The sequence below is a fragment of the Hymenobacter jeollabukensis genome (genome assembly GCF_005771675.1).
Classification (GTDB): Bacteria; Bacteroidota; Bacteroidia; order Cytophagales; family Hymenobacteraceae; genus Solirubrum; species Solirubrum jeollabukense.
This window is the reverse complement of record NZ_VAJM01000013.1, coordinates 14150-33666: the sequence shown is the minus strand read 5'-3', so window position 1 is coordinate 33666 and position 19517 is coordinate 14150. Positions and strand designations below refer to the sequence as shown.

Here is a 19517-nt window from a genome sequence, read left to right as displayed (position 1 = left end):
CAACCGCCGACAGGCCAACCGACTCCTGACACCGGTGAAAAAGCTCAAAACAGCTCCGCGGGACATACGCACTGCACAGCTGCCAGCGCAAGGATGTGGTCAGCCGGCGGCAAGTTGTAGCTCGCTCTGCAGCTTAAGCACCCGCTCGCCGCTGGCCTGCACGATGAGGTGCGCCGGGTTGTCGGCGGTGCCGTGCCGGGTGATGCTGGCGCCCTTCAGCTGCCGCGTGACCGACTCTTTGAAGGTCTGCTCGATCTTGCCGGTGGCCCGGCCGGTGCCGTATTTCCAGGAAACCAAAGTGCCTTTGCGCATACCGTGGGCCGTTAGCGGGTGGCCCGAAAGTTGTACGGCCGCCGCGCCACCTTGGCTGAAAGCCGGTAGTAACGCATTGAAGCGGAGCACCCTGATGGGCGGTAGCTGAACAGGTTTGCACCAGAATACGCGCTTCCGTGCTTATTTTGCAGTGTTTTGCCCACTACGCAGCGCTTGCTTATTCCCCCGGAACCAACGTTTCGCACGCAATGTAATTGACGGCCCGCCGTTGATAACACACCGTATTTGGTCGGGCCCCCGGGGCGCCCGCCTTCGTTTATAGAAGCCGCAAATTGATTGTATGAGCGAACCTCTCCGCGAAATCATTCAGGTATTACTGGTCGATGATCATCCGCTGGTCATCGAGGGCATCAGCTCCCTGCTCAAGGACCTCGACGATGTCCGGGTGGTGGCTACGGCCAGCAGTGGCTACGAAGCCCTGCAGCGGCTGCAGGAGCAGCCCGCCCTGCGCGTGGCCATCGTCGATCTGAACATGCCCGGTATGGGTGGCGTCGACCTGATTCGACTGATGCAGCAGCAGCACCCGGCGGTGCGCGCCATGGCCCTGTCGGTGTACTTCGACTACAGCTCGGTGACGGACGTGCTCGATGCCGGCGGCGCGGGCTACCTGCTGAAGAACACCAGCAAGAAGGAGCTGATTGAGGCCATCCGGCGGGTGTATACCGGCCAGCGTTTCTTCAGCCAGGAAGTCGGCGACACGCTGCTGCAGAACATGCCGCGCCCCAGCGCCCCCGCCGAAGTGCGCGAGGAGCGCCCCGCGGAGCTGACGGCCCGGGAAAAGGAGGTACTGGAGCTGATTGCCGACGAGCTGCCCAACTCCCTGATTGCCAAAAAGCTGTTTATCAGCGAGCGGACGGTGGAGTCGCACCGCAAAAACCTGCTGACCAAGACCAACTCCAAGTCGGTGGTCGGGCTGATTCAGTACGCGCTGCGCCACAAGCTGATCGACTGAATTCCGCGGCTTTTCTGCAGCGACGACGCCCGGCCTACGTAAGGTCGGGCGTCGTTGTTTTGGGTTGTTGAGCGGGAAGAAACCAGATATGCAGAGCCAAGCGGGGGCTTACGGGCCGGAAAAGGCGAAAATCATTGGGATACGCCTTGATATTCAATAAATAGTAAGTGCTGGTACTTAGCTGAAATTACGGGTTAGTACGGATAGCCTTTTTACCATATATTGTTTTATCTTAGCATCGTTCAATAAAATAATCCTTGCTTCATATTGAACAGCGCGCTTTTCCGGTTGACCTCTTTTTCGCCTCTCTTCCACCTCCACTTCACCTATTCCAAGGTCATGGCTTCAAAGATACTCTCGTTCATCTGCCACGTACCCGGCGTGATTCCTGGTGCGTATCCGGCTGTGCCGACGACCGACGCTGGCGTCCCTACCCGCTCCGTAAGTGAGCCGCGGCGTAGCAGCAGCAACAGTGCCACCGATCCAGGCGGCCATTTTACCGCCATTTACGAGAACGAACGTTTTGTGCGCTTCAAGTACATCAGCAATGCGAGTTAGGCCCCGGCACCGCGCCTGATTCGTCGATCCGACCCGCTTTGGCCGCCCGGCTTGCAGGAGCAAGCCGGGCGGCGGCGTGTCAGGGGCAGCCGCCGGGGCGTATTTCGGCTAACTTGCGCACCAGAACAAGTGTGCTTACTCATGCCTACTCCCCCCGTGCTGTTGCGTTGCGTTGCTGGATTATGTTGGATACTCCTGCTCCTGGGGCCGCGGCGGTCCGGGGCGCAGGCGGTTTCCGCACCGGCTGCCGGCACCTGGTACGGCGTGGTGGCCCGGGGCAGCGGACGGGCCCTGGAGGTGCGCGGCGCCGCGGCCGAAGCCGGCGCCGCCGTGGTGCAGTGGGAATTCACCCAGGCCCCTAGCCAGCAGTGGCGTTTCGTGCCCATCAGCAGCGGCAGCGAGTGGTTTCGCATCGAGGTGCGCCACAGCGGCAAGTGCCTGACGGCCGACGGCCCCGCCGACAACGGCCCGGTGACCCAGCGGCCCTACTCGGGCGGTCTGTTTCAGCAGTGGAAGCTGGTGGCGGCCGGCCCGGTGGGCAGCGCCGCGCTGGTGAGCCGCGGCAATGACGCCATGTGCCTAGCCGTGGCCAACTCGGACAAGGCCAACGGCACGGCCGTGGTGCTGCAGCGCTACCAGGGCCGCGCCACGCAGCAGTGGCGGCTGTTTCCATTGCGCCTGCAGGTGGCGGCCAGCGCCCCCACGTTCGGCAAGCCCAGTCCGCTGGGGGCGGCCATCAACACGGCGGCCAACGAGCTGCACCCGGTACTTACGCCCGACGGCAACACCCTGTACTTCGTGCGCACACGCTACGCCGGCAACAAGGAGGGCGTGGCCGAGTCGGGCGACATCTGGACCAGCCAGACCACCGACGGCGGGCAGACCTGGAGCCCGGCCACCCGCCTCGACGCGCTGAATACTCCGCAGCACAACGGCGTGCAGGCCGTGCTGGCCGGCGGCAATGCCCTGCTGGTGCGCGGCTGGTACGAGCCCCGCGACGGCGGCTCGCGCGACGAGGGCGTGTCGCGGGCGCGGCGCGTGGGCAATGGCTGGGGCAAGGTGGAGTCGCTGGAAATTACCAACTACTACTCCACCGGCACGTCCACCACGTTCTTTCAGCCCGCTGACGAGAAAGTGCTGCTGATGAGCCTGGAGCGCGCCGACGGCCAGGGCGGCAACGACCTCTACGTGAGCCAGCCCGATGGCGCCGGGGGCTGGGGCGAGCCGCGCAGCCTGGGCCCGGTGGTCAACTCACCCGGCTTCGACTTCGCGCCCTGGCTGGCCCCCGACGGCAAGACGCTGTACTTCGCTTCCTACGGCCACGCCGGCTACGGCAGCGCCGATATCTTCGTAACCGAGCGCCTGGACGACACCTGGACGCGCTGGAGCGAGCCGCAAAACCTCGGCCCCAGCGTCAACAGCGCCGGCTTCGAGGCCTACTTCCTACTCGGGCCCGATGGTAAATCGGCGTACTGGGCCCTGTCGCGCACCACCACCGGGCCGGCCGACATCGTGCGGGCCGCCGCGGGGCTGACGCCGCCCGCCGACACGGCCAAGCCCGCGCCGGTACCGGTGGCTACCCACGCCGAGCCGGCCCGCGGACTGGTGACGGGCCGCGTGCTCGACGCGCGCACCCGCAAGCCGGTGCTGGCCGAGGTGAAGGCCGACCGCCTCGGCGGCGACATGGTGTTCAACGCCTCGGGCCGCACCGATGCGGCGGGCGGTAACTTCCAGTTTACCCTGCCGGCGGGCCGCTACCGCCTGGCGGCCACCGCCGGCGGCTTCCTCACCGCCACCGATACCGTGCTGATAACCGGGCAGCGCAGCATCGAGCTGCTGGTGCTGCCCGCGGCCGTGGGCGCCAAGCTGGAGCTGCCCACCATCATCTTTGCCCAGGGCAAAGCCAGCCTGCTCGCGGGTTCCTACAACGAGCTGAACCGCCTCTCGCGCACCCTGCTCGACAACGCCTCGGTGCAGATTCGCCTCGAAGGCCACACCGACAACCAGGGCGACGCCGAAAAAAACAAAGTGCTGAGTGAGCAGCGCGTGGCCGAAGTAAAGCGTTACCTCGTGAGCCGGGGCGTGGGGGAGGAGCGCATCAGCACCATCGGCTACGGTGGCAGCAAGCCCCGCGCCAGCAATGAGCGGGAAGAAACCCGTCGCCTGAACCGCCGCGTGGAATTCACCATCACCAAGCAGTAGGGGAGTTGTCAGTTGCGAGTTTTCGGTTGTCAGGGCAGACGCCGAATGAGTAAAAAGAAAAGAGCAGGACAACCCGACACCGGCGCCCGGGCGTAGCCTTACTGCCAACTGCCAACTGCCAACTGCCAACTGCCAACTGCCAACTGCCAACTGCCAACTGCCCATGCAAGCCACCATCCTGCGCGAAATCCAGCTGCCCAAGCTGCCCTCGGCCTCGGGGGTGGAAATGGTGGGCGACACGGTGTACATCATCGGGGATGATGCGCCGCTGCTCTACTGCTTCGATGCGCGGAAGCTGGAAGCCGGCCAGCCGGTGACCTTGTTTGAAACGGCCCATTTCAGCGCGGGGCGCATTCCCAAAAGCCTCAAGCCCGACCTGGAATGCCTGACCGCCGTGCCCACCGCCGAGGGCGGCACGGCGCTGCTGGCGCTGGGCTCGGGGGCCACCGCCGCGCGCGAAGTGGGCTACTGGATAGCCCTGAGCGGTAATGCGCCCGCCGCCGCTGCCGTGTATCCGTTGTCGCTGACGCCGCTGTACCAGCTGCTGCGCAAGCAGCTGCCGGCCGGCCTGACGTTGAACCTAGAGGCCGCCGCCACTACTGCCGACGCGCTGCTGCTAATGCAGCGCAGCGTGGGTACGGCCGCCGGCAACCTGGTATTTCGCTGCCCGCTGGCCGCTACGCTCGATTTTGTGCGCCACCACACGGCGCAGGCGCCGGCCGTAGAGGTGCAGTACTACGCCCTGCCCGGCATCGAGGGCAAGCCGGCCGGGCTGTCGGGGGCGGTGACGTTTGAGGAGCGGCTGTTCGTCACGGCCTCGGTGGAAGACACCACCGACCCCGTGGCCGACGGCGCCGTGCTGGGCTCCTTCGTGGGCGTGCTCGACCCGTCGCGCCGCAGCGCCCGGCCCGTGCCGGTGGCCCTGACGCAGCTGCGCCGGCCCGACGGCCAGCCCTACCGCGGCAAGGTGGAGGGAGTGACGGTGCGGCGCCGCCTCGGGCCCGGCCGCTACGAGCTGCTGCTCGTCACCGACGACGACGCGGGCGGCTCCACGGCGGTGGAGGTGGAGCTGACGCTCTAACCCGACGCTGTCGGGTGGGGCTTTCCCGACTGCCGGCGGGTGCGGAGCGGAGCAAACGCGCGAACGTTCGGAGCATTTTGCTTGGTGGCGCCGCCACGGTGCCCATGTAGCTATTGGGCGGGCACCGTGGCGGCCCTGCTTGATTTTAGGCGTTTTCCCAAAAAAACACGGAGGCGAAAAGCTATATGAGCATTAGCGAGCTTCGGGGTTTGTGTTTGAGTGAATAGGATATAATTAAGTGAGTGATTCTATAATTGGGAAGAATTCTAATAATGGGAATAATCCTTATTTTGTTCAATTGGGCCTTTTTTAATGCTTAAATTTAGTTGATTCTTAACCGTTGGCTAATGGTCGAGCTTATGATGTAATTGTATTTTTTGTATTCGGGTGAAGTAAATTTGTCGCTGGGTTTCTGGGGGATACTCCTCGGAAACTCTGGTTCGATTCACTTCACTTGTTTCATATGCCAATAACCTTACGCTTGTGGGCGCTACTGGGCGTCTTCCTTTCGTTGGGACTGACCAACCGAGCGGCGGCGCAGTGCTCGGCGGCCGCCACTACCACGCTGGCCTTCAGTAACAGCGACTTCAGCGGCGACTGGAAAAACCGCAGCGCCGTGGCCGTGCCCACGGGCACCGGCCTGACCACCATCGGCAGCAGCGGCTACAGCTCCGGGGCCACCGATGCCAATGCGCTGCTCAATACCGGCAACCTGAACAACGTCACGACGCTGTACTGGTACAACGACTACCCGAGCGGCAACTCAGTGACGCGCTCCTCGACCATTACGTTTACCTTCAACCGTGCGGTTTCGTACCTGAAAATTCAGGTACAGGACATCGACGCATCCACGGGCTTCACTGACGAAGTAACCTTTGCGGGCAGCGACGGCAGTACGACCGTGACGCCCACGCTTACGAAATCGAGCACCAACGCGGGTAGCCCCAGCATCAATGGCGCTACGGCTACCGGCACCGGCAACGTGACCAACAACACGCTGGGTACGGTCACAGCCGACTTCGGCAGCAACAGCATTACCTCACTCACGCTAACCTACCGCAACGTGAGCAACGGCGCCCCCGCTGGGCAGGCCGTCGGCATCAACTCCCTGAGCTGGTGCCGCACGGCGCCGGTGGCCAACAACGTGACCAACGCGGCCAGCCTGGCCAGCTCGGCCGGGCAAACCGGTATCAGCGCGCTGAACGCCACCACCGACGGCCCCGTCGGCTACTACACCGTGACGCGGCTGCCCGCCGCCAACGAGGGCGTACTCTACTATAGCTCGCCGGTCTTTCTGAACCCCAACCGGTACCTGGAAGTAACCACCGCCACCCAGCTGACGGCTGCCCAGGCCACCACGCTGCGCTTCGACCCGGCCCCGACTTTCTCGGGCGGCAACTCCACCTTCGCCTACACGGTCACCGACGACGCGGGGCTGACCTCGAATGCGGCCACCTTCACCATTCCGATTCAGGCGGTGGCCGTGGCCGGTGGCAACTGCGGCGGCTCGTACCTGGACGGCACCTCGCGCAGCGGCCTGACGGCGGAATACTACAACGGGTATTTCGCCGATGACATGAGCTACTTCGCCAGCCGCACGCCCGCGCTCCGGCGCAACGATGCGCAGCTGGAATTTGATACCAACGCCAGCTGGGGCAACCTCGTCTCGGCCGGCGCCGGCACCGGCACCGATGCCAACGCCAACGGCTACAGCGCCCGCTACCGCGGCAGCCTTTACGTGCCCGCGAGTGGCAACTACACCTTCTACCTGAACTCCGACGACGCCTCCTACCTCTGGCTGGACGCGGCGGCGCTGGCCACCACGCCCACGACGGCCTCGGCTACCGTGAACAACGGCGGCGGGCACAGCGTGCAGGAGCGCAGCGGCACCGCGTACCTGACGGCCGGCCTGCACCACCTGCTGATTTTCTACGGCGAAGGCACGACGGACAACGTGCTGACCTTCTCCTACGCCAGCACGGCGGCGGGTATCTCGAAGCAGGTGGTGCCCAACGCGGCCCTGTGCGCCGGCCCCGGCAACCTGCCCCCGACGGCCAACAACGTGAGCGGCGGGCTGACGACCGTGGGCAACAACCTGACGCCCCTGCCCAGCGGCTCCGACCCCGACGGCAGCATCTTCGGCTACCAGATTGCCTCATTGCCGGCCAACGGCACGCTGACCAGCTACGGGGCACCCATCTCGGTGGACCAGCTGATTCAGACGCCCAACCTGCCGCAGCTGAACTTTACGCCCAACGCGGGCTTTATCGGCACCACCAGCTTCACCTACTACGCCGTCGATGAGCAGGGCATGCGCTCGGTGGCGGCGGCTACCTACACCATCAGCGTGGTGAACCGCCCGCCGGTGGCCGTAAACGACTCGCGCGACGTGCCGCTGAACTCCAGCGTGAGCGGCAACGTGGTGCTCAACGACTACGACCAGGAGCAGAACCCGATTACGGTGACGCTGGGCACGGCCCCGGCCCACGGTACGGTGGTGCTCAACGCCAACGGCACCTATACCTACACGCCCGCCACGGGCTACACCGGCCCCGATTTCTTCACCTACACGGCCTGCGACAACGGCACGCCGTCTTTGTGCTCGACGGCCGCCACGGTGAGCTTGCGCGTGTTCAGCACGAACGCGGCCTGCACTTCGGCCACCGGCTCGAACCTGCTGCAGAACCCGGCCTTCACCAGCGGCAACACCGGTTTCACCACCAACTACCGCTACGTGTCGTCGGGCTACGTGACGGGCAACGGCGCCTCGGGCATCTACCCCGAGGGCACCTACGCGGTGGGCACCAGCGCCGCCACCTACCACCCAAGCTTCGTGGGCACCGGCCACACCGGCGGCGCTTCGGACAACTTCCTGATGGTAAACGGGGCGGCATCCATCCGCACGCTCTACGCGCAGACGGTGACCGTGCAGCCGGGCCGCTACTACACCTTCTCGGCCTTCTTCAACAACCTGCTGCCCCCCGGCAGCAACAGCGGCGTGCCGGAGCTGGGCTTCGTCATCAACGGCGAATCGGTGTCGGGCACCATCACCCTGAACGAGTCGCCCGACCAGTGGGTGCAGTTTTCCGACGTGTGGTACTCGGGCACGAGCACCTCGGCCACGTTTGAAATCCGCAACGTGAGCACGGCCATCGGCGGCAACGACCTGGCCGTGGACGACGTGTACTTCGGCACCTGCAACCTCTCGCCCACGGCCGTGGCCGACGCGGTGACCATGACCGGCACGAGCACGACCATCAACGTACTGGCCAACGACGTGGACCCGGAAAACAGCTTCAACACCGGCTCCATCGACCTGAACCCGAACGTGGCGGGCCAGCAGACCAGCCTGAGCGTGACCGGCGGCACCTTCGCCGTGAGCAACGGGCAGGTGACCTTCACCCCGACGGCGGGCTTCGTGGGCACGGCTACGGCCAGCTACACGGTGCAGGACGCGGCCGGCGCCGTCACCAACCAGGCCAACCTGGCCGTGACCGTGCTGCCGACCACCGCCGACCTGGCCGTGAGCCTGACGGCCCCGACCAGCGGCGCGACGGTGACGGCCGGGCAGTCGGTGACCTTCACCCAGGTGACGACCAACAACGGCGCGGCTGCGGCCAGCGGCGTGGCGCCCACCCTGCAGCTGCCCGCCGGCCTCACCGGCCCGGGCACCGCCGGCGCGCTGACCTTCTCCAACGGCGGCAGCTACGACGCGGCCACCGGCCTGGTGACCTTCCCGACGACCGGCCTCGCCAACGGCGCCAGCGTGACCAACAGCGTCACCTTCCTGGCACCCGGCAGCGGCCCGGTAACCGGCGCGGCCAGCGCCACGGCCACCACGCCCGACCTGACGACCAGCAACAACACCAGCAGCGCGACGCTGAACGTGGCCACCGGCTTCGACCTGACCACCGCCCTCGGCGGACCGGCCAGCGCGGGCACCAGCACGGCCCTGAATTACGCCGTGGTGACGCGCAACGCCGGCCCCTCGGCCGCTACGAACGTGACGCAAACGGTGAGCCTGCCCGGCAACCTGACGAACCTGTTCGTGTCGAACCAGGGCACCTACGCCTACAGCGCGGGTACCAACACCACCGTGGTGACGTTCCCGAGCCTGAGCGTGCTGCCGGCCGGCCAAACGGTGACCAACACCATCACGGTGCCGGCCCCCGCTACGGCTACCACCTTCGTGGCTACGGCCAGCGTGGCTGCCAGCAGCGGCGAAACGACGACCAGCAATAACTCCGCCTCGGCCTCGACTTCCGTGCAGGCCACCGGCGGCATGGCGGCCAACCTGCTGGCCGGCGTAACGGCTACCAGCGGCGGCAGCCCGGTGAGCAACATTGCCCCCGGCGCCGCCCTGACGCTGACGGCCACGGCCTACAACGCCGGCCCCGGCGCGGCCGCCGGCGTGGTGAGCACCCTGACGCTGCCCGCCGGCCTGAACCCGGCCACGCTGACCATTTCGGGCGGTGGCAGCTACAACGCCACCACCGGCGTAGTGACCTGGCCCAGCACCAGCCTGCCCCCCGGCGCCACTCAGACGACCACCGTGCAACTGCCCGCCCCGGCGTACGGTCCGCTCATGGCCGCCGCCAGCGTCAGCAGTACCTCAGCCGACCCGGTGATGGGCGACAACGCCGCTACCACGCTCGTGACCATCAACCCCAACGCCGACGTGGCCACCAGCCTGGTGGGCCCGACGAGCGTGACGGCCGGCCAGCGCGTGAGCTACACCCTGACGACCACCAACAACGGCGGCACTACGGCCTACAACGTGCAGCAGATGCTGCGCCTGCCCCCGGCCGTGGCTGGCCTGAGCTACACCAGCAACCTGCCCGTCGGTACCACCGGCGCCCTGGACGTGCAGCCCAACCAGACGCTGCTCACCTACCCCGTTATTGCCGCCCTGGCCCCCGGCCAGTCGGTGACCAATACGATTTCCTTTGACGCTCCGGCCGCGGCTTCCTTCGTGAACCTGGCCTACGTGACCAGCGGCACCGCCGATAACCTGACCAGCAACAACACCAGCGCCCTGACCGTCAGCACCGCCCGCGCTTCGGACGTGGTGACGACGGTGGCCGGTCCGGCCGTGGTGGTGAGCGGTACGCCGGTGGTCTACAGCGTGCGGACCGTGAACAACGGCACCTCGCCCGCCGCCAGCGTGACGACCACCGTACAGCTGCCCACCGACCTGACGGGCGTGGTGGTGCGCGACGACGCGGGCGCCGTCATCAGCAACGCCTACAACGCCGCTACCGGCGTGGTGACCTTCCCGACGCGCACCGAAGTAGCCGTGGGCTACCCCGGCGCCGTGACGCGCACCATCACCTTCGCCGCCCCCGACGTGGCCGCCATCAGCGCCACTGCCGTGGCCAGCACCACGGCCGCCACCAACGACCTGAACCGGGCCAACAACACCAGCACGGCCACGACCAGCGTACTGCGGCCCACCACTTCGGCCGTCGACCTGGGCGTGACGCTGACCAGCAGCGCGGCCGCGCAGACGGCCGGCCAGCCGGTGACGTTTACTTTCACGACGACCAACAACGCTACGGCCGCGGCCAGCAATGTGCAGCAGCAGGTGGCGCTGCCCACCGGGCTGAGCGGGGTGGTGGTAACCGATGCCGGCGGGGCCGTTGTTGCCAACGCCTACAACAGCACTACCGGCGTGGTGACCTTCCCGAGCGCGGCATCGTTGGCGGCCGGGGTTTCGCTGACCCACACCATCACCCTGCCGACGCCCGGCACGGGCCCGCTGACGGCGGTAGCCAGCGTGGGCTCGGCCAGCAGCGACGGCACGCCCGCCAACAACACGGCCGTGACGAGCGTGGGCATCAACGCGCTGAGCAACGTGCGGATGGTGGTGCGCAGCCAGGGCACGGCCCTGACGAGCACCGTACTGGCCGGGCAGCCCGTGACCTACCTGGTGCGCGCCCTGAACGATGGCCCTTCGCCGGCCCAGAACGTGGGCTTCAGCGTGCAGATTCCGGCCGGCCTCGATCCTGCTACCGTCAGCATCTCGGGCGGGGGCACCTACGCCGCTTCGGGCCTGGTGACCTTCCCGACGACGGCCACGCTGCTGGCCGGGCAGGAAGCTTCGCTGGCCTACACCATCACGTTCCCGGCGCCGACAACGGCCTTCACGGTAATCGGTGCCACGACGACCAGCACGGCGCAGTCGAATACGCTGGATGACACGCAGACTTTCTCCACCAGCCTGCTCAACCAGGCGCCGGTGGCCAACGCGCTGCAAAACCAGCTGACTGCCCCCGACGGCAACACCGCCGCCACGGCCCAGGCCCTGAGCCCGCTCAGCGGCCGCGACGCCGACGGCTCGATCAGCAGCTTCGTGCTGACCAGCCTGCCGGACGCCGCCACGCAGGGCACGCTTTACTACTCGACCGATGGGGTAAACTACAACCCCGTGGCGCTCAGCAGCGGCCGCTTCACGGTAGCCGCCGCCAACGCCGGCAACCTGCGCTTCCGCCCGGTGAGCAGCTTCGTGGGCAATGCCTTCTTCAGCTACCTCGCCGTCGACAACGCCGGGGCCGAATCGACTACCGCGCTCTACGCCATTCCGGTGGGCCTCGACAACAGCTCGGTGTACACGGCGGCCCCGCTGAAAGGCGGCAGCCTGGCCACGGCTTACCAGAACGGTGACCTGATTACCAGCGCCTTCGACGCCAACGGCGGGGAGTACAGCTTCAACAGCGCGAACAACCAGACCTCAGTCACCGACGCCGGCGTGCGCTCGGCTAGCACCGATGCCGCTGGTACCGCCCAGTTGGACGCCCTGGGCCTGACGCTGAACCCGACCACCGGCGCCATTACCGTGGCGGACCGCACCAAGCTGAACTGGCGCGCCGGCTCGTACTCGGTGACGATTACGACGGTCGACGAGTTTGGCGGCACCAACACCCAGGCGGTGCCCTTCAGCATCGGCTTCGGTCCGCTGCCCGTCACGCTGGTCGACTTCAAAGCCCAGGCCCAGCAGCAGGATGCCCTGCTGACCTGGACTACGGCCCAGGAGAAGGACAACGCCCGCTTCGAGGTGGAGCGCTCCGCCGACGGCCTGCGCTTCGAGAAAGTGGGTGAGGTAGCCGGCCAGCTGAACAGCACCGTGGCCCACGACTACCGCTTCGTGGATGCCAAAGCGGCCCGCCTCGGCGCTACCATCTACTACCGCCTGCGCCAGGTGGATACCGATGGTACCGCCACCACCTCGGACGTGCGCGCCGTGCGCTTCGGCAAAACGGCCGGCGTAACGCTGAGCGCCTACCCGAACCCGGCCACCGACCGGCTGCGCCTGAGCCTGACGGGCGCCACCGGCCAGGTCACGGCCAGCATCTACAGCGCCACCGGCCAGCAGCTGCGCGCCGTCAGCTTCGACGCCGCCCAGCCCGCTACGCTAGATGTGACGACGCTGCCCGCCGGTACCTACCTGCTGCGCGTGCGCACGGCCGAGGGCCAGACCTTCAGCCAGCGTGTGGTGAAGCAGTAAGCTTCGCTGCTCAGTTCGTGAAAAAGCCATTGCCCAGCTTGGGCAGCGGCTTTTTTTGTTTTTGGGATTACACCAGCCCTTCATCCTGAACAGCGCGAAGGATGACGGCCTGATGGTGGTCTTCAGCGCCGAAATGGCCCTTCCCAAAACCTTCGCCCCGGGCTGGCAGTTGAACAAATCCGCCGCGGCCGCTTGGCCCGGCGCTCCGTCAACTCTCTACCCAAGAGCTAATGTCCGCAACTCCCAAACACTGGTTTATCACCGGCGTCAGCACCGGTTTCGGCGCCGCGCTGGCCGAGCTCATCCTACAAAACGGCGACAAAGTAGCCGCTACTTTCCGCCAGCAGCAGCAGGCCGATGAATTTACTCAAAAAGCCGGCGCCAACGGCCACGGCGTCGTGTGCGACGTGACCGACGAAGCGCAGGTGAAGCAGGCCGTGGCCGAGGCCATTCAGGCCCTGGGCCACATCGACGTGGTGGTCAACAACGCCGGCTACGGCTCGCTCGGCAGCATCGAGGAAATCGACGACGACGAGGTAAAGCGGCAGTTCGAGGTGAACGTGTTCGGGCCGCTGCGCGTGCTGCGGGCAGTGCTGCCCCACCTGCGCGAACGGCGCAGCGGCCACGTGCTCAACATCACCAGCATCGGCGGGCTGAAGACCTTCCCCGGCGTGGGCGTGTACAACGCCAGCAAGTTTGCCCTCGAAGCCATCGGCGAGAGCCTGGCCCAACAGGTTGGCCCGCTCGGCATCAAGGTCACCAACATCGAGCCCAGCGGCTTCCGCACCGACTGGGCCGGCCGCTCGGCCAACGTGGTGACGACCAGCATCCCCGACTACGAGGAAACCGTCGGCAAGAACCTGGCCGGCATCCAGGGCTACAGCGGCCGCCAGCCCGGCGACCCGCAGCGCGCCGCCCAGATCATGTTCGACCTCGTGCGCCAGGACAACCCGCCGCTGCACCTGCCGCTGGGCAAAGCCGCCGTCAAGGGCGCCCGCGAGAAGTTCACGGCCCTGGTGCAGGAGCTGGAAGGCGTGGCCAGCCTCGGCGACTCGGCCGACTTCCCGGAGTAACTCGCATTGCCCGGCAACTAGCCTAAGCGGCGCCCCGAGCTGGCCTCACCGGCTTGCTCGGGGCGCCGCTTCTGCGTTGCCGAAGAACGGGACTACGCTGGCGGCAGCTGCATGGCCGCCAGCAGCTGCCGGATTTGCGCGGTCAGTGCGGCGGGCGTAGTGGTGTCCAGCAGCCGCGAATCGATGCCGACGCAGGCGGCTCCGGCCTGCCGCCAGGCCGCCACGGCTTCGGCGGTGGGCTGAATGCCGCCGGTGGCCATGATGCGCACCTTGGGGAGCGGCCCGCGTACGGCCGCCAGGTAGTCGGGCCCCATGATATTGGCCGGAAATAGCTTGGCAAACGCCGCCCCCAACTCATCAGCCTGGTAGATTTCGTTGGGCGTGAGCACGCCCGGCAGCCAGGCCAGGTCGTGCCGCTGGCACAGCTGGGCCACCTCGGCGCTGATAACGGGCTGCACGATGTAATCGGCTCCGGCGCTGATAAACCGCTCGGCCTCCTCCACCGTGTAAATGGTGCCGGCCCCGAGCAGCAGGTCGGGGTAGCCGGCCTCCACGAAGCGCTGCAGCTCGGCAAAGATGGCAAAGGCGTTCGGGCCCCGGTTGGTAAACTCGAACAGCCGTACGCCGCCCTCGTAGCAGGCCTGCAGCACGAGGCGGGCGTAAGCGGCTTCGGCGTGGTAGAATACCGGAATCAGCGGGCTGCGCAGCCCCTGGGCCACGGCATCGGCGCGGGTAAATCGGGCCATGAGCAGTCGGAATGAAGACGGAAGCTGCCCGGCGCGGGCAGCGGCTACGCGGTAATACGGTGGTGGCGGCAGGAGGGCGGCGCACTGCCGGGCTCAATTACTGTTTGCCAAAATTGGGCAGCTGCCGTTTCAAAACCACCGCAAATCCATTGACGAAACGTGGGCACAGCAGCTTGTGGATGACATCAGCGTGCTAACGATACAGCCGTGCTCATAAACAAAAAGCCCCTCCGCAGCTCTGCGGAGGGGCTTTTTTGTACCCAGAGCCGGGGTACTAACAACTACTTTCAGAACCGCCCTAACTTGTTAATAAACAGCCCATTTACTCCGCGTTTCAGAGTAGGTAGTAACGTCTTGGTGACAGTATTGGTGACAACAGCCGAATCAGCCGTTTTCGCCCACTAGTCGCACATCGTAGCGGGCTGCCACGTCCAGCAACAGGCTACGCAGCTGCTGCGAGTCCTGAGCCAGCATTTCCATCAGCACCAGCATCCGGTCGTAGGCCTCGTCACGATTGGCCGGAATGCTGCGCGTCAGCAGCGCCTGCACCTGCCAGATTTCCCGCACGTCTTTTTGCGGCAAGAGGTAGGGGTCGTAGTAGCGGTTGTCCGACAGCAGCTCCAGCGGCTCGTTCTTCTTCACGGGCCCGCGCAGCCGCTTCACCGTCACCAGCTCGTCGGTGATGACTACGTATACGTGCTTGGGCTGAATCAGGTCCAGCCGTTCGGTGTAGGTCGCAATGACCAAGTCGCCTTGGTGGATGATTGGCTGCATACTGTCCCCGGCTACCTCAAAGGCACGTACCGAACGGCCCTTGTAGCCTGGAACGCTAATGGTTTCCAGCGCCTCAGGTGCCTCCTGGCCCTGCGCCCGGGCCAGCATGTAGCCGCCTTGGGCTTTGATGCCCCACACGCTAATACGCTCCTCACCGTTGGCATCGACCGACACGGCATAGGGAATGCCAGGATACGTGCTAGGAGCAGCTTGGGCCGGCGTCTCCTCACCGTGCACCATCGGCCCCTCGCCACGCATCAGCCACTCGGCGCTGAGTTCCGGAAACTGGTTGAGAATGTCCATTAAAGTTTCGTAGCCGGGCTTCGATTTATTCTGAACCAGCTTATACAACTTTTGTGGACCTTCATAGCCCAGCTTAGCAGCCAAACTATAGGCGGATAGACCGTAATGCTGCAATAGAGCACTGATTCGGTCCCCAACTTGCATCTGTTGTGCCACTATTTTTGCTGTTATGTAGTAAAATTTTGTTGCACAAACCAAGTTTGTTCGCCAGGTTTGTACGACTTAGGTCTAAACAAAGATACGAAACAGCAAACAAAATGGAACAATTAGCAAAGAAGATTTCTGAGCTGCGGGCCACCTTACCCAAGCGCAACGACTACGCCCGCCGCACGGTCGAATACTTAGCCGCCAAGGGGCAGGAGTTTTCCAAACAGCAGGTTTACAACGTGCTCAGCGGACGGTACCACAACACCGATGTGGCCGAGGCCTTCATCTGCGTAGTCGAGGAGGAGCGCAAGCGCATTGCTGACCTGGAAAAGCGCGTCACCAAAGTCGCTTCCACCTAGCCATGCAGCACGCCATCCTGGTTTCCGAACAAGAGTGGCATCAGTTGCTGGCCGATGTACAAGCGCTGAAAGCCGCTACGCCCGCGCCGCCGCCACCCGCACCCGACCGCATTCTGAAGGTGCGCGAAGCCGCGGCCTACCTATGCCTGACTCCCGAAGGCCTGCGCAAGGCCCGCCGCCAGGGTCGTGTGGCCGGGGTACGCATCAACGAAAAGGAGTGGGGCTTCCGCCAGTCGGAGCTGGTCCGCTACCTGCGGCGCTACCGCCGGCTGCCCCAAGACGCGGAAGCTCCTTCACCGTCATTAGCCCCGGCTGCCTGATTGATTTTCTTCCCCTTGCTCGCACGAACGGCCTGCCACGTGCCGTCGTGCTCAGCTAAAACCAATCGTTCCATGTCGCTACTACTGCCCGTTGTCGGCCCCGACAACCCCGCACTCCATTCCATCATCAGCGTGCAGAAGGCTAAGGTCAAGGACGGCCAACTCAGCTGCGAATTCACCGAGCAGCGCGCCGCCGACGCGACGCGCCGTGCCTTTGCCCTTACCTGCCACGAGCAGGTGCACCCCGACCTGCTTCATGCCCTTACCCGCCTGGTGCCGCACCTCTGCCTGCTCACCGAGCAGCTGCACGAAACCCCCGATTTCTGGCCCGACGAAGCCGAAGAATTGCCCACGCTGTTCCGTTCATTCGCCGTTACCGGTTTTTCTCTGAGTAAGGACAGCGCCGGCATTACCCTCATCGGCCGGCGGGAGTTGGCTGGCGGCAAGGTGCTCAACCTGACCAGCCCGCACGTGGCGTTCGACGACGAAACTTCCGGCGCCTACTCCTACGCCGGCTTGCTCGAAACCGCCGCGCAGCAGGCCGTTGCCGAAGTAGAAGCGGCACTGCGTGGCAAGTGCGCACCCGACCGCCAGCTCCTTCTAAGCTATTAGCTATTGGCTGATAGCTAATAGCTTTTTGATTTCATGTACGACGCTAACGGCTAACAGCCAATAGCTAACAGCCAAAGAAAATGAAGCTCCCCGCTATGCAGTTCTATCCCGGCGACTGGCACAAAGACCAGGGCGTTCAGGCGCTGGACCTGATGCAGCGCGGGGCCTGGTTCGAGCTGCTGCTGATGATGCACGACAGCGACGAACGGGGCGTGCTGCTGGTCAACGGCCAGCCCATGCCCGATGCCGTCGTAGCCCGCCGCCTAGGTTTGGATAACCAAACCGCCAACCAAATCCTAACCATTCTGCTAACCTACGGCGTGGCCAGCCGCCGCGAGTCCGACGGCGCCCTGTACTGCCGCCGTATGGTGCGCGACGAGCGTCTGCGCCAAATCCGCCAGGAGGCAGGCCGCAAGGGCGGCAACCCCCGTTTGCTTAACCAAACCGACAAGCAAATCCCAACCACCGGGGATAAGCAAATGCCAACCCCTTCATTTTCATCTTCACTTTCACCTTCGGGTAGTGAGGAGGGCGCGGCTGACGCCGCCCCACCCGCTAAGCCCGTGAGAAAGTTGTCAGGTGCCACCAAGCTTCCGAGCAGAGGGCAGGGGAGGGCCGCCCCAGCGTCCGAGGCCAAGCGCCGGCCTGCCGCCCCACCCGTTCTGTCCGAAGTGCAAGCCTACGCGGCCGAGCAGTACCCCGCCAGCTCCGAGGCCCAAACCGAGGCTGCCGCGTTCCACGACCATTTCCAAAGCAACGGCTGGCGCGTCGGCGGCAAAACACCCATGGTGGACTGGCAGGCGGCCTTTCGCGGCTGGATGCGCCGCCGCGCCAACTTCCAGCCCGCAACCGCGGCCCCCAACGCTACCCCCAGTCGGGCCCGCACCTCGCCCAAGCCACCCGACCCCGACCGCTGGCGCTGATCCATCCAGCAGCCCACTACCAGATACGCAACGCCACCCATGCCACCTTCCGCTACCCGTTCTGCCAGCCGACCCGCAGCCACCGGCCAACCGGTGGTAAGCAACGCGCACATCCCGCCGCAGGCGCTGGACCTGGAGAAAGCCGTGCTCGGCGCCGCCCTGCTCGAAGCCGAGGCCCAGCGCACCCTGCTGGCCACGCTGCCCGACGAGCAGGTGTTCTACCACCAGCACCACCAGTTTGTCTACCTGGCCATCCGCGACCTAGTAGCCGCCGGCAAGCCGGCCGACCTGCTCACGGTGGTGGAGCAGCTGCGCAACCGTGGCACGCTACAGCGCATCGGCGGTCCGGCCTTCGTCGCCGGCCTGACCTACAACATCAACTCTGCCGCCCACCTCGAAGCGCACTGCCGCATCCTGCAGCAGCACCACGCCCGCCGCGTACTCATCCGCGCCGGCCGCGAGTTGGCCGCCTACGGCTACGACGCCACCCGCGACCCGCTGCAACTGCTTACCGACGCCCAGGCCCACTTCACCACCCTCTACCGCAGCCTCGAAACCCGCGCCGGCCAAACCGCCGCTGCCGCCTTCGACACCGCCTTTGCCCACCTGGCCTACGCCGTGCAGCACCGCGGCACCACCGGCGTGCCCACGGGCATGAGCCAGCTCGACGGCCTCACCGGCGGCTGGCAACCGTCCGACCTCGTCATCCTGGCCGCTCGACCCGCTATGGGCAAAACCGCCGCCCTGCTGCACTTCGCCCGTACCGCCGCCCTCGACCACGGCCGCCCCACCGCCGTGTTCAGCCTCGAAATGCCCACCCTGCAGCTCATGCAGCGCCTCATCGCCAGCGAGGTGCCCGGCTACACCAACGCCGAGTTGCGCCGGGGAGAGTTGCCCGGCGGCCTCGAGCAGGTCCAGCACATTCAGCACCAGGCCCAGCGCCTGCGCACCCACGGCCACCTGCTGCACTTCGACGACACCCCCGCCCTCACCATCCAGCAGCTGCGCGCCAAGTGCGCCCGCCTGCACGCCCAGCAACCCCTCGGCCTGGTGCTGGTCGACTACATCCAGCTGCTGCACGGCGACAAAAAGGGCAACCGGGAGCAAGAAGTCAGCAGCATCAGTCGCGGCCTGAAGGAGTTAGCCAAGGAGCTAAACGCCCCCGTCATTGCCCTCAGCCAGCTCAGCCGCGACGTGGAGAAAAGGGGAGGGGACAAGCGCCCGTTGCTCTCGGACCTGCGCGAGTCCGGCTCCCTGGAGCAAGATGCTGACTGCATCATCTTCCTCTGGCGCGGCGAATACTACGACATCCGCGAGTACGAGGACGGCACGCCCACCGCCGACACTGTCCTCTTCGACGTGGCCAAGCACCGCAACGGCCCCACCGACGAGCTGATTGCCGCCTGCAACCTGCGTCGCGGCCTCTTCCACGACTTGGAGCCGCGTTGAGCCGACAATCTTCCTGGCCCGACGACTTGCATCTGCCCACGTTTCATCCTGGCAGCAGCAATACGCTAAAAAGCCTTATGCCTCCTCCCCCCGAATAGCCTATTGAATGGAAAAAAGTACATGCGACAGGGTAGCAGTAGGAGCGAAGGAAATGATTAAACTTGTAGCCCTCACTCTCCTG

At 65.5% G+C, this 19517-nt stretch carries 13 protein-coding genes; 10 read left to right on the top strand and 3 right to left on the bottom strand.

What is annotated here, in order from left to right; translation table 11 throughout:
• Positions 1–99 precede the first annotated feature (99 nt).
• On the bottom strand, positions 100–312 hold the full coding sequence (locus tag FDY95_RS20120) for a hypervirulence associated TUDOR domain-containing protein (protein WP_138080330.1): 213 nt from the start codon (positions 310–312) through the stop codon (positions 100–102).
• 301 nt (positions 313–613) lie between these two features.
• Between FDY95_RS20120 and FDY95_RS20115 the strand changes: the two genes are divergently transcribed.
• From FDY95_RS20115 to FDY95_RS20095, 5 genes are all read left to right on the top strand, one after another.
• Positions 614–1285 carry a response regulator gene (locus FDY95_RS20115; RefSeq protein WP_138080329.1) on the top strand — a complete coding sequence of 224 codons (672 nt, stop codon included), beginning with the start codon at positions 614–616 and terminating at the stop codon, positions 1283–1285.
• A gap of 720 nt (positions 1286–2005) precedes the next feature.
• The gene (locus tag FDY95_RS20110) at positions 2006–4045 is read left to right on the top strand and encodes an RICIN domain-containing protein (protein ID WP_171025767.1); all 2040 of its coding nucleotides are present in this window, start codon (positions 2006–2008) and stop codon (positions 4043–4045) included.
• A 163-nt stretch (positions 4046–4208) separates the two neighbouring features.
• The gene (locus FDY95_RS20105; protein ID WP_138080327.1) at positions 4209–5126 is read left to right on the top strand and encodes a DUF6929 family protein; all 918 of its coding nucleotides are present in this window, start codon (positions 4209–4211) and stop codon (positions 5124–5126) included.
• Between the two features lie 463 nt (positions 5127–5589).
• Entirely contained in the window at positions 5590–12630 is a 7041-nt protein-coding gene (locus tag FDY95_RS20100) for an Ig-like domain-containing protein (protein ID WP_138080326.1), read from the top strand.
• A gap of 230 nt (positions 12631–12860) precedes the next feature.
• Positions 12861–13703: an oxidoreductase gene (locus FDY95_RS20095; protein ID WP_138080325.1), complete on the top strand. Its 843-nt coding sequence runs from the start codon at positions 12861–12863 to the stop codon at positions 13701–13703.
• Positions 13704–13795: 92 nt separating this feature from the next.
• On the opposite strand, the gene FDY95_RS20090 is transcribed toward FDY95_RS20095, so the two are convergent.
• A complete protein-coding gene (locus FDY95_RS20090; RefSeq protein WP_138080324.1) occupies positions 13796–14449 on the bottom strand; it encodes a beta/alpha barrel domain-containing protein in 654 nt (217 codons plus the stop codon).
• A 384-nt stretch (positions 14450–14833) separates the two neighbouring features.
• Positions 14834–15526, bottom strand: coding sequence for a S24 family peptidase (locus tag FDY95_RS20085; RefSeq protein ID WP_171025766.1), 693 nt, complete (start codon positions 15524–15526; stop codon positions 14834–14836).
• 257 nt (positions 15527–15783) lie between these two features.
• Here FDY95_RS20085 and FDY95_RS20080 point away from each other — a divergent pair, with 257 nt between their 5' ends.
• The 5 genes from FDY95_RS20080 (at position 15784) to dnaB (ending at position 19336) form a co-directional block, all read left to right on the top strand.
• Complete coding sequence (locus FDY95_RS20080; RefSeq protein ID WP_138080322.1) at positions 15784–16032, top strand: hypothetical protein; 249 nt, start codon at positions 15784–15786, stop codon at positions 16030–16032.
• Between the two features lie 2 nt (positions 16033–16034).
• Entirely contained in the window at positions 16035–16352 is a 318-nt protein-coding gene (locus FDY95_RS20075) for a DNA-binding protein (RefSeq protein ID WP_138080321.1), read from the top strand.
• Between the two features lie 72 nt (positions 16353–16424).
• Positions 16425–16964 (top strand): hypothetical protein, encoded by a 540-nt coding sequence (locus FDY95_RS20070; protein WP_138080320.1) that lies wholly within the window; start codon positions 16425–16427, stop codon positions 16962–16964.
• An 80-nt stretch (positions 16965–17044) separates the two neighbouring features.
• Positions 17045–17887 carry a hypothetical protein gene (locus FDY95_RS20065; RefSeq protein WP_138080319.1) on the top strand — a complete coding sequence of 281 codons (843 nt, stop codon included), beginning with the start codon at positions 17045–17047 and terminating at the stop codon, positions 17885–17887.
• A gap of 39 nt (positions 17888–17926) precedes the next feature.
• On the top strand, positions 17927–19336 hold the full coding sequence (gene dnaB / locus FDY95_RS20060) for a replicative DNA helicase (protein WP_138080318.1): 1410 nt from the start codon (positions 17927–17929) through the stop codon (positions 19334–19336).
• Positions 19337–19517: the final 181 nt, after the last annotated feature.

Bases quoted from the DNA above. Each gene is read 5' to 3' on its own strand.
- FDY95_RS20120 (WP_138080330.1), bottom strand. From the start codon at position 312: ATGCGCAAAGGCACTTTGGTTTCCTGGAAATACGGCACCGGCCGGGCC.
- FDY95_RS20115 (WP_138080329.1), top strand. From the start codon at position 614: ATGAGCGAACCTCTCCGCGAAATCATTCAGGTATTACTGGTCGATGAT.
- FDY95_RS20105 (WP_138080327.1), top strand. From the start codon at position 4,209: ATGCAAGCCACCATCCTGCGCGAAATCCAGCTGCCCAAGCTGCCCTCG.
- FDY95_RS20100 (WP_138080326.1), top strand. From the start codon at position 5,590: ATGCCAATAACCTTACGCTTGTGGGCGCTACTGGGCGTCTTCCTTTCG.
- FDY95_RS20095 (WP_138080325.1), top strand. From the start codon at position 12,861: ATGTCCGCAACTCCCAAACACTGGTTTATCACCGGCGTCAGCACCGGT.
- FDY95_RS20090 (WP_138080324.1), bottom strand. From the start codon at position 14,449: ATGGCCCGATTTACCCGCGCCGATGCCGTGGCCCAGGGGCTGCGCAGC.
- FDY95_RS20085 (WP_171025766.1), bottom strand. From the start codon at position 15,526: ATGGACATTCTCAACCAGTTTCCGGAACTCAGCGCCGAGTGGCTGATG.
- FDY95_RS20080 (WP_138080322.1), top strand. From the start codon at position 15,784: ATGGAACAATTAGCAAAGAAGATTTCTGAGCTGCGGGCCACCTTACCC.
- FDY95_RS20075 (WP_138080321.1), top strand. From the start codon at position 16,035: ATGCAGCACGCCATCCTGGTTTCCGAACAAGAGTGGCATCAGTTGCTG.
- FDY95_RS20070 (WP_138080320.1), top strand. From the start codon at position 16,425: ATGTCGCTACTACTGCCCGTTGTCGGCCCCGACAACCCCGCACTCCAT.
- FDY95_RS20065 (WP_138080319.1), top strand. From the start codon at position 17,045: ATGAAGCTCCCCGCTATGCAGTTCTATCCCGGCGACTGGCACAAAGAC.
- dnaB (WP_138080318.1), top strand. From the start codon at position 17,927: ATGCCACCTTCCGCTACCCGTTCTGCCAGCCGACCCGCAGCCACCGGC.